The organism is Paenibacillus senegalimassiliensis (genome assembly GCF_001486585.1).
GTDB classification, from domain to species: domain Bacteria; phylum Bacillota; class Bacilli; order Paenibacillales; family Paenibacillaceae; genus Fontibacillus; species Fontibacillus senegalimassiliensis.
In genome coordinates, this window is sequence record NZ_LN909045.1 from 201,135 (window position 1) to 212,078 (window position 10,944).

10 protein-coding genes are annotated in these 10,944 nt (G+C 43.9%); 7 read left to right on the plus strand and 3 right to left on the minus strand.

Annotated features, from left to right (window positions below):
• The first annotated feature begins 13 nt into the window (after positions 1-13).
• From BN3279_RS10905 to BN3279_RS10925, 5 genes are all read left to right on the plus strand, one after another.
• Positions 14-1,036, plus strand: a complete 1,023-nt coding sequence (locus BN3279_RS10905) for a FecCD family ABC transporter permease (protein ID WP_059050761.1) — start codon at positions 14-16, stop codon at positions 1,034-1,036.
• Entirely contained in the window at positions 1,033-2,043 is a 1,011-nt protein-coding gene (locus BN3279_RS10910) for a FecCD family ABC transporter permease (RefSeq protein ID WP_059050763.1), read from the plus strand. Before BN3279_RS10905 ends, BN3279_RS10910 begins: the two co-directional genes overlap by 4 nt.
• A 21-nt stretch (positions 2,044-2,064) precedes the next feature.
• Entirely contained in the window at positions 2,065-3,786 is a 1,722-nt protein-coding gene (locus BN3279_RS10915; RefSeq protein ID WP_262362536.1) for an ABC transporter ATP-binding protein, read from the plus strand.
• 357 nt (positions 3,787-4,143) lie between these two features.
• Entirely contained in the window at positions 4,144-5,952 is a 1,809-nt protein-coding gene (locus BN3279_RS10920; protein WP_059050767.1) for an ABC transporter ATP-binding protein, read from the plus strand.
• A 17-nt stretch (positions 5,953-5,969) separates the two neighbouring features.
• Positions 5,970-7,751, plus strand: a complete 1,782-nt coding sequence (locus BN3279_RS10925; RefSeq protein ID WP_059050769.1) for an ABC transporter ATP-binding protein — start codon at positions 5,970-5,972, stop codon at positions 7,749-7,751.
• Positions 7,752-8,015: 264 nt separating this feature from the next.
• Here BN3279_RS10925 and BN3279_RS10930 read toward each other — a convergent pair whose 3' ends face one another.
• Entirely contained in the window at positions 8,016-8,957 is a 942-nt protein-coding gene (locus BN3279_RS10930) for a helix-turn-helix transcriptional regulator (RefSeq protein ID WP_059050771.1), read from the minus strand.
• A gap of 94 nt (positions 8,958-9,051) precedes the next feature.
• On the opposite strand from BN3279_RS10930, the gene BN3279_RS10935 reads away from it, so the two are divergent.
• A complete protein-coding gene (locus BN3279_RS10935) occupies positions 9,052-9,474 on the plus strand; it encodes a pyridoxamine 5'-phosphate oxidase family protein (protein ID WP_059050773.1) in 423 nt (140 codons plus the stop codon).
• Positions 9,475-9,539: 65 nt separating this feature from the next.
• Here BN3279_RS10935 and BN3279_RS10940 read toward each other — a convergent pair whose 3' ends face one another.
• Entirely contained in the window at positions 9,540-9,926 is a 387-nt protein-coding gene (locus BN3279_RS10940) for a DUF7668 domain-containing protein (RefSeq protein ID WP_059050775.1), read from the minus strand.
• A gap of 34 nt (positions 9,927-9,960) precedes the next feature.
• Positions 9,961-10,296, minus strand: coding sequence for a helix-turn-helix domain-containing protein (locus tag BN3279_RS10945; protein WP_059050777.1), 336 nt, complete (start codon positions 10,294-10,296; stop codon positions 9,961-9,963).
• A 159-nt stretch (positions 10,297-10,455) separates the two neighbouring features.
• Here BN3279_RS10945 and BN3279_RS10950 point away from each other — a divergent pair, with 159 nt between their 5' ends.
• Positions 10,456-10,740 (plus strand): hypothetical protein, encoded by a 285-nt coding sequence (locus BN3279_RS10950; protein WP_059050778.1) that lies wholly within the window; start codon positions 10,456-10,458, stop codon positions 10,738-10,740.
• Positions 10,741-10,944: the final 204 nt, after the last annotated feature.

Consider the following 10,944-nt stretch of genomic DNA (forward strand, 5'->3'; position numbering starts at 1 on the left):
GGAAACATTTAAGATGAATGCGCCCCTCGTCAAGCTTCGGGGTAAGGCACGATTTGCTATGTACATGCTTGGAGGGAGCATTTTACTGGTGCTTGTATCAGCGGCTTCAATTGCCTTCGGTGCCGCTGATATGGACTTATCCACCGCATGGGCAGCCCTTGTTCATTTTGATCCGTCTGTAACGGAGCATAATATTATTCGCTCCTTCCGGCTTCCAAGAACAGTGGCTGATATCATGATTGGCTGCAGCCTGGCCATCTGTGGAGCTGTTATGCAAGGTACAACCCGGAACCCCTTAGCGGATTCCGGGTTAATGGGCATTAGCTCCGGGGCCACCTTCTCCATCGCGTTGTGCATGGCTTTTTTGCCGGACCGTACTTATGTCACGACCATGATCTTCGCCTGTCTCGGCGCCGCTGTCGCTACAGGAATTACTTATTTTGTTGCTTCGCTCGGGAAGCGAGGAATGACACCTCAGCGGCTGGTGTTAGCCGGGATTTCGATCTCTATGCTGTTCGGTGCATTCTCTCAATATCTCGCTATTCGCTATCGTTTGGGGCAAGCCTTGGCTTTTTGGACAGCAGGGGCAACGGCCGGGGCAAAATGGGAAGAGCTCATGCTGGTTGCACCTGTATTTCTATTCGGGGTCCTTGTCGCACTTGTTCTGTCGCCTTCAGTGACCGTAATGAGTCTGGGTGAGGAGGTGGCCTCAGGGCTTGGACTGAAGACCCGGGTCGTCCAAGGCTTCTCTACGCTCGTAGTGCTGCTGTTGACGGGGATATCAGTCATCGTGGTCGGTCCTGTCGGCTTTGTGGGACTGGTGACTCCGCATATCGCAAGAAGTCTCATTGGCGTGGATTACCGCTACATTATTCCCGCATCCGGTATCTTCGGCGCTTTGCTTACCGTATCTGCTGATCTGGTGGGACGATTGATTAGCAAGCCCTTTGAGACACCGCTAGGTGTTGTCTTTGCTGTTATTGGCGTGCCTTACTTCCTCTATCTGGTCCGCAAGCAGAGGAGGGAATTTGGATGAAGGAGCAATATATCGTACTAAGACGCGGAATCATGATCATCCTCATTATGTTCGCTCTGGCACTGGTCATAGCGGTGATTGGCATGAATTCGGGGAAAATGAATATTTCTCCGGGGGAAGTACTGAACGTTATTCTCGGAAAAGGAACGGATAAGCAGAATTTAATCGTATATGAATTCCGGCTTCCCCGGATTGTGCTTGCCCTGCTTGTAGGGATAGGCATGGGGGCTGCCGGTTGTATTATGCAGACCTTGCTTCGCAACGATATGGCAAGTCCCGGTACGCTGGGGATTAGCTCTGGCTCCGGGCTGTTTGTGCTTGTATTTGTAGTGCTTTTTGCCGGAAAAGGAATTTCGTCAGCGATGGCGCTTCCGCTACTCTCCTTTGTGGGCGGTATGACTGCGGCAGTGGTTATTTTCCTGCTCTCTGTTCGGCGGGGAAGAGATTTATCGCCTACAGGCTTGATATTGAACGGGGTGGCGCTGTCCAGCGGCTACAGTGCATTTACAATTATGCTTACGCTAAGGCTCGATGATAAGCAGATGGATTTTATGATGAGATGGAGTGCCGGCGATTTATGGGGAGATGACTGGAAATATCTATCCATTCTGCTGCCCTGGACACTGATTCTTTGCGGCTATATTTTTTACAGGTCCAAAACGCTAAATCTGATGCAACTGGGAACTCAGACAGCAACGGGGCTGGGGGTTGCAGTAAAGCCTGAATTTATCGGGATTTCTATCGCTGCAGTAGCCTTGTCATCCGGGAGTGTGGCCCTGGGGGGGAATTTCTTCTTTGTCGGCTTGATTGCACCTCATGTGGCGCGAAGGCTGGTTGGACCTAATCATAAGCTGCTGCTGCCGACATCCTGTCTGTCAGGCTCGATTATTGTCCTGCTGGCAGACACGATTACCCGTACAGTCAGCTTCGGAATGGATATGCCTACAGGCATTATCATCACAATTCTTAGCACACCGTACTTCTTATACCTGTTATCGAAGGCATAGATCAAGAGAGGAAGTGATCTCATCAAGACGCTGGTTCGTTTTTTTTCCTACTATAGGCCTTATAAGTGGCTGTTTATGCTTGATTTCGGTAGCGCGATTATGGCTGCTTTGCTTGAGTTGGCTTTCCCGCTGGCCATTAACATGATTATTGATGATTTCCTGCCTGCGGGCGATTGGACATGGATATTCTGGGCAGGGTTAGTTCTACTTGGTGTCTATGTGCTCAGTTCGGTGTTCCATTTTGTCATTACGTACCACGGACATAAATTGGGGATCAACATCGAGACGGATATGCGGCGCAAGCTGTTTGAACGGGTACAGCGCCTGTCCTTCCGGTTCTTTGATAATAATAAGACAGGTCATCTGGTGTCCCGCATGACTAACGATGTCATGGATATGGGAGAGGTGGCCCACCATGCGCCCGAGGATTTGTTCATTGCTGTTATGACGCTGCTTGGAGCCTTGGGGATTATGCTTGGCATCAACTGGCAGCTTGCGGTACTGACCTTCGTCATCGTGCCATTCATGATCTGGATATCGCTGTACTTCTCCAGGAAGATGAATCGGGCGTTTGGCAAGATGTTTGAAGACATCGCCGACTACAATGCAAGGGTTGAGAATAACGTAAGCGGTATGCGCGTGGTTCAGGCGTTTGCCAATGAGCCTTATGAGATCGAGAAATTCAGAAAGAGTAATGAGCAGTTCCGGTTGACGAAATTGATGACCTATAAGGTGATGGCGTGGCATTCATCGATTAGCTTCATTATGCTGAAATTTGTATCTCTGTTCGTCATCGTATGCGGCTCCTGGTTTGTAATTGAGGGCAGCATGACCTATGGTGATTTTATGGCATTCATTCTGTTGTCTAACGTCTTTCTTGGGCCAATACGGACCATTAATTCAATGATTGAGACCATTCCGAAAGGACTGGCAGGCTTTAGAAGATTTGAAGAACTGCTCGATACGGAATCAGATGTCAAGGAGCAGGCGGAAGCTCATCAAGCGACTACACTGGCTGGGGAAATCAGCTATCGGAATGTCAGCTTCGGCTACGAATCGGGCAAACGGATCGTCGAGAAGCTGAATCTGAGCATCCGGGCCGGAGAATCCGTGGCTCTGGTGGGTCCGTCTGGCGGAGGGAAGACCACCATCTGCAGTCTGCTGCCACGGTTCTATGATGTGGAGGAAGGGCAGATTCTGATTGATGGAATCGATATTCGCGAGCTGACGCTGAGCAGCCTGCGGGGGCGGATCGGGATTGTGCAGCAGGATGTGTTCCTGTTTGACGGATCGATTCGTGAAAATATCGAGTATGGCAGGTTGGGTGCGAGTGAAGAGGAAATCTGGGAGGCCGCAGAACGAGCGCAGTTGGCTGACATGATTGCATCCATGCCGGAAGGGCTGGATACGATGATTGGGGAACGCGGCGTGAAGCTGTCAGGCGGTCAGAAGCAGCGCTTGTCGATTGCGCGAATCTTCCTGAAGAATCCGCCGATCCTCATTCTGGATGAAGCGACATCTGCACTGGATACCGAGACAGAAGCCTCCATCCAACTGGCGTTGTCGGAGTTGTCCAAAGGGCGCACAACGTTTATAATTGCGCATCGGCTTACAACGGTACGAAATGCAGATCGCATTCTGGTCGTTGCGGACAAAGGCATTGCCGAGGATGGCACACACGAGCAATTGATTCAGCGTAACGGAATTTACAGCAGGCTGCACGGAGAAGTGCTGTCGATGTAAAGAAGAAAAGATAGTTCTGTCCAAAAATTCGCTGGAAACTGACTGATGGACAAAACCTTTGTATAAGTTGAAAAAGACACAACAAAAAATCGTCCTTTCTTGTAGAGCGGGGTTACCACATAACCTTTCTGAAGAAAGGGCGGTTTTTGTGTAATCTACAACAACAGGCAAGCTCAGATGATCTTAGATTTGGAAAGGTTCATCCTTCAAATTAATTGTGAGTTTATTATTATTATTTTTCTAACTCTCATGCTAGACTTCACCCTGAAAGATATTTTTTTGTAAGCTTTACTACATGAATTTTCGTGTTAGCAAACTTTCGAAAATTTGATATTTTGCGTGAACATGGGAGGGAACATGCTTAGAGCAAAGGATTATACGACATGGGATTTTGTAATTGTGCATTTAAGATTAGTGCCGCTGCAAACGCTCTTCTCCATTTTAATAACGATATTAAATTCTCTTATACCTGCCTATCAAACCATTGTCATAGCCAACTTTATTAATACGGCACTGGAGGTTTTCAATGGCAGCGTCGAATATTCGGCTATTTATTTGCCAATTGTTTTGATAATGAGCTACGTCGTATTTACAAATCTTATTCCTTCTATTACACAAATAATGGATACTTCGGCTCAGAACACACTCAACCTTACTTTAAGAAAAGAAATTGTAATGAAGCAGGCTCGCTTGGAATATATGCACCTTGAGAATAACGATACGCAGGAGCTAATAAATAGAGTTTGCTCAGATCCGGTGGGTAATTTCACAGCCGGTTTAAAAAATATATATAGGGGAGCAACCTTACTAATTAGCTCTTTCTCACTTCTGATTATTGTCATGTCTTCTACTCCTGTAAGCGGTATTATTATCATTGTTATAAGTGTGCCGCTTTTTTATATTGCAATGAAGACGGGAAAAAAGAATTATGAAATGGGGATAGAATCAAAAAAAATCCAGAGAAAGTATAGTTATATAGCGAGTATTCTAACGGATAGGGAATACATAGAAGAGCGCAATTTATTTGCCTATAGTGAACCTATTAGCGAAAAATTTGATCAGCTTTATGAGCAGGCAAGTAAAATTGAAACTAAAAGAGAGATCAAAAGCTACCTCAGCATGAAGAGCGGCTCTCTGGTTACATTGTTACTTGTCATTTTTATTGTAGGTCTACTTTTACCCCCGCTCCATCGACAAGAAATTTCTTTGGGTATATTTATAGCCCTTGTCAATGCTGTTTACGGCTTAGTTCAAAGTATGTCATGGCAGTTGTCCAGTACTATGCATGACTATGCAAGGCAGAAAGAGTACTTGAATGATTTATCATCTTTCACCAAATTGAGCGAGAAGAAAGATGCTTGTGTATTACCAACTGCTGTAGAAACCTTTCAGTTTTGCTCTTTGGAATTCAGGCATGTAAGCTTCAAATACCCGGGAACAGAGACTTATATATTAAAGGACTGCTCATTTAAATTAAATCATAATAAAAATTACTGCTTTGTTGGGATGAATGGAGCGGGAAAAACGACAATAACAAAGTTAATAACAGGGATGTATGATCAATTTGAAGGTGAGATTTTACTAAATGGAAAAGATATAAGAAGCTACAGCTTTTCGGAGATAAAAGGACTAGTGTCTGTTGTTTATCAGGACTACAGTAAATTCTCATTGACCATCAAACAAAACATTCTTCTTGGAAATGTTCTAAACACGAATGAGGAATACTTAAACAAGGTTATCTCAGACATGGGTTTGGAGGAGGTTATAGAAGATTTAGAATTTGGAATAGATACCCCTCTTGGAAAAATCGTAGAAAACAGCAAGGATTTGTCCGGGGGGCAATGGCAGAGACTGGCCATATCTAGATTGTTATATTCAAATTCAAAAATAAATATCTTGGATGAACCCACGGCCGCTCTGGATCCCATAGCAGAAAATACGGTATATGAGCTGTTTAGAAAAGTTAACGAGGATCGTTTTTCTATTTATATCACTCATAGATTGGGAGCAGCCAGAATAGCGGATGAAGTCTTGGTTATCCATGATGGAGGTATTGTCGAACAAGGGTCTCACGAGCAGTTGATGACGTTGAAAAATGGCAATTATAGGAAAATGTTTGAAAACCAAAAGTCATGGTATGAGTCCACTGACTCAATAATGATCTGAAGGATGGCCTAGAGTATATGGGAAAAAGAAAATCAGGGATGTTTTTGACAAGTAGTCTTAAAGGAATAAGGGTTATGTATGAAGCCAACCCTGCAATGTTTTTGTTACATGTCTTCTTCACTGCTATTCATGGCTTGTCATGGGTTCTCCAAGTCGTATCGATGCAGAAGTTCTTTGATGCCGCGCAAAGATATGTTGCGAATGAAATAGATCTCTTCACTACGATCATCTATCTAGTAAGCATGGGGCTGGCTTATGCCTTATGCCAGCTTATGAACGGTGTAGATAATTGTCACGCACGTATCCTGAATATTCATGTTGGCAAAAGAACTAATAGACTCATTCACAAAAGGATGGGTGAAGTCAAAGCGATTGAACTTGAAGATACAAACTATCTTGACTTTGTAAATAAAGCTATAAAGGGCAGCGAAAATGTGGTGTGGGTATGTCTGACCCTTTTAGACCTGCTGTTTTTCTACACAATCTATTTTGGATTTATGAGTTGGTATTTATTTGATTTGGAGCCTATCTTGGGCGTTAGTATCTTGGCCGTCTTTATCCCTTGCATTCTTTCTAAGCTTGTACAGGCAGTACACTTTAAAAAGCTTGAAGAGCAATCAGCCCCTGTCAGAAGAGAAACAGAGTTTTATGAAAGATGCATGACAGATAAGGAATATTTTAAAGAAACTAGACTATTGGGAGCATCGGAATTTTTTAAGGGTCTTTACATCTCTTCACTCACGAAGTTAAATAGATTAGTCTTTAAAGCTCAACTAAAAAAGAATATCCTTAACCTGATTTTAGATGCGGTTACCGTGATTGGCTACGGTATAATCATTTATATGCTTTTCGTATTTGTCATGAATGGGAAAATCTCGATCGGGACTTTCGCAGCTGTATTAGCTTCTATTTATAGACTATACAGTTTTATGAATGAGCTGATTTCAGAAAGAATCGGATGGGCATCTGAAAATATAGGAACAGTTCAAAATTTCCTGGACTTCATCAAGAGAAGTGAAGGAGAACCAATTCGACAACAGGGATTAAGACCTCCGGAATTTGATATTAAATTACATAATGTAAGTTTCAATTATCCAATGACGGATAAGAAGGTTCTAGACAATATCAGTTTGACCATACAACATGGGGAAACTATAGCAATAGTAGGCGAAAATGGAAGCGGAAAGACAACATTATGCAGACTTATTATGGGATTGTACGAGGCAAATGAGGGCAAGGTCACTTATGGAGGCATACCTGTGGAGCATTTGCGTTATGATTTTACCTCTGCAGTATTTCAAAGATATTGCAAATACAATATGACTTTGCAGGAGAATATAACAATCAGTCAAATGAGCAAATCCATAGATGATGCCATGCTACTGGATATTTGCGATAAGTCGGGCGTGACACTAGAAGGAAAAGATTATCAAGAAGGATTAAATACCATGCTGGGGCGTGATTTTGATGGGCAAGAGGTCTCTGGTGGTCAATGGCAGCGTATAGCTATTGCTCGTGGATTATGTAGAGATAACGACCTGATGATTTTAGATGAGCCAACTGCATCTATTGATCCTATTGAGGAAACACGACTCTATAGAGACTTTGCAGAAATATGCTCTGACAAGACAGCAATAATTGTTACTCACAGACTGGGATCCGCTAAAATTGCCGATAGAATTATTGTGCTTAAAAACGGAAAAATAGTACAGGATGGGAAGCATAATCAACTTGTGAATAGAGAAGGGGAATATAAAAGAATGTATGAATCCCAGAGAAAGTGGTATGTCACTCAATGAAAGAGAGAACAACCTGATGGTGAACGGGAAAATCTGGGCTTTTTAGATAGTCCCATATTTGTTTATCGTTTAATAGTAATCGTCTTAAAAATCCTAAGATAAGTAACGTTTGGAGGCCCTCTTCTTGATTGCTGCTCAGCCCTTGACCGCACCTGCTGTCAAACCGCTGACGGTATACTTCTGACCGAACAAGTAGAGGATAACGCTCCAGAAAGGTAACCTCGTCTAATGCCTTTGGAAAATCGAAGCTCTCTTTATTCTTATTTATAGAGTATGAAAATGGCTGCTTAACGTATCTAATCTCTCAAGCATCAGATGCTTCAAGCTGGCAGGCTGAATAGAGGACAACGCTTCCCCGTAAGCCAGGAAATAGCTGGCGATAAACCGCTCTTCTCCCTGGTTGTAGAACCCTCTTATGATGTGCTTGCCATGCTCATGGTACAGCGCCATGGACGGATAATGCTCCTTATGGAACAGGTCCACTCCTTTCCCAGACACTTCAACCTCGAACCAGGTGGCATCCGGCTCGCGATACATCTCTCTGGCATCCCCAAGAAAGTCGGCCAGCGGCTTGGCCGCATATTGATCAGATGGCTCCACGGCATGGATCTTATCACAGCGGAACACTTGCGGCTTCTGCGTTTGGAAATTGTAAGCTGTCGCATACCACTGTCCATAGGCCGAGGTAATATCAAAGAACTGGGCGTAGTAACGTTTGAGACTGTCGCCTTTGGCATAACGTATCTCGCACACTTTTTCTTCAACGGCCATGTGGAGAATCTGGTCCAGGTATTTGCACTCATTGCTGCTCTGATAGCTGCTCAAGCTAAAGATCAATTCCATCTTCCGTAGCTTCTGCTTCCGTTCCTCGGAAATACATCCCTCGAACTTCTGCTTCAAGGTGGCGACGCTCAAGTGAAAGGGTGTGGATTGATAAGCACTTAACGTCTGCATGGAAAAATATAAGGCTTGCACCTCATCTACAGTGAACACAATGGGCGACAATAGGCGGTTGGGCAGTATGCCATAGTGTCCGTTGCGTCCGGGCTTGGAATAAATAGGCATGCCAATTTCTTCTAAGGACCCTATATCGCGAAGGGCGGTGCTTTTTGAAATAGCGTATCGCTCCATGATGTGCTTGAGCTGGAAGGACTTCTTATCATTGAGGTAGATCATCATATCGTTCAGACGTTCTGACTTTCTCATGCGGATTCCTCTTTCTGATTAAAAGGTTTCATTTATTGACACCATTTAATAATATACTACAACTCAGAACGACAATAAAAGGAGTGTAGGATATATGAATACAGAACAAGAATTTATCCGTATGATGGACATCCAGACTGAGCTTGCCTTGGCGACTTCGGTCCAGGATCAGCCCAATGTGAGAATTGTGAATTTTTATTATGACAAGGATGCCAAGGTGATTATGTTCACCAGCTTCGTTCAAAATCAAAAGGTTAAAGAAATGGAAGTAAACGCTAGCGTGGCCTTTACCACCGTTCCCCATGAGGGAACCCAGCATGTCAAGGCGAAAGGGAAGGTGCAGAGAAGCCGACGAACGGTGGCCGAGGTAGCGGAGCTATTTAACCAGAAAATCCCTGGCTACCATGAAGTGGTAGAACAGGGCGGGGATGCGTTGGTGCTCTATGAGATTACCTTTGATTCAGCCGTCGTCACGTTGGATTTTGAGCATATTGGAAAGTACAGCCTGGCGGATTGATGCTTTTAGCAAAGGAGGAGGGGCGCTGCGGGTTCGCGGCGCCTTTTGCTTTGCTGCATCACACTTCATAGAATGTGCAAGTCTTCAAATTCGACTCTGATCGAATCCCCTTCGTAATAGAAACGCAGAAGCAATGTCCAGTCGTTCAAATCTCCGCTTACGGTAAGAGCATATTCGCAAGCCATACCCGAACCGTCAGTAAAAGGGTAGAATCGCAACTGCTTATACTCGTAGTTGGGACGGAAGGTGCAAGGCACACCGTAGACATCAATTCCCCCGGTTTCCTCCACAATATGCTCTCTCATTTGCTGTAGCCATTCAGGCTTATAACTGCCCATATCATCCACAAGGGTGGGGATGCGATCCAAATCTCCTTGAGCAAGCGCATTAACAATGGCTTGAACCGTAGGCATCACATCCTGTTCCTCGTAGTCCTTCGTTCTTGGAATCATAGCTTGGCCTCCGGGTGTTCGTAGTAGGTAAGTTTTATTTTATGGCTCTAAGAAAAAGCTGCAATAGCGCATATGCATCTTTACGTTGCGTATCTGTACATTGATCAAGAGCATCAATGATTAGCTTGGATTCATCGTTATTATGGGACTTGTCCAACTGGCCTAGAAGAAGCTGATCAGGAGACAATTTTAGTAAGGAACAGACGGCAAGCATGGTTTCAATCGACATCCCCACTTTTCCACGCTCAATATCAGCGCAAAACTTAGGTACACGTCCTATCCGCTCTGCGAATTCTTCTTGAGAAAGACCTAACGCTTTTCTACGGGAACGAATGCGTTCACCGACAGCTATTTTATCATAATCGGTCATGTTAAATCCTTCCTGAATCATAGTTTTCAAGTACTATTATGTAGGAGTTTTAAATTGACTTTAATGAGTTATAAAGGTAATATTTATAGTAGTTTTAAGATTCTATATTCTTTCCTCTAAAGATTGAAGAAATACGTTGTTTGAAAAAGGAGAGGTAGAATGCCAGTTCCTATATGGTTCCTTAATGCCATTCGTCAAAGGCTGGACTTGATTATGCTGGACATTGAACGGCAGTCAGAATGGCGTAAGCTTCGGGCCGAAGAGCGTAGCGCCTTTGGAGAAATGTTTCCTGGTGAGGACAAAATGAAGGGGGCAGATTATTTGGAATGGGAGGACAAGCATCTATTCAGACGAGCTGTTGAACATGAATTACTTTATACCCAAGGTGTGAAGGATGGTATTCAACTGATGATTGGCATAATGGAAGAAGTGAATAGTAAATAAGGAGCAAATACGCAGGGGCAAAATTCCAAGCAGCATTGCTGGAAGAACGAGTGGAAAAATGGTATTGCATTTGGGTTGCAATTTTTAAATAATACAACAATAATTAGGGTAGCTGTATTGTGAAAATCATTTTGGTGCGAACCCCAAGCGAACATGATTTTCCTGGGAGATTCGCACCAAAATAATTTACTTTCATTTCTTTAT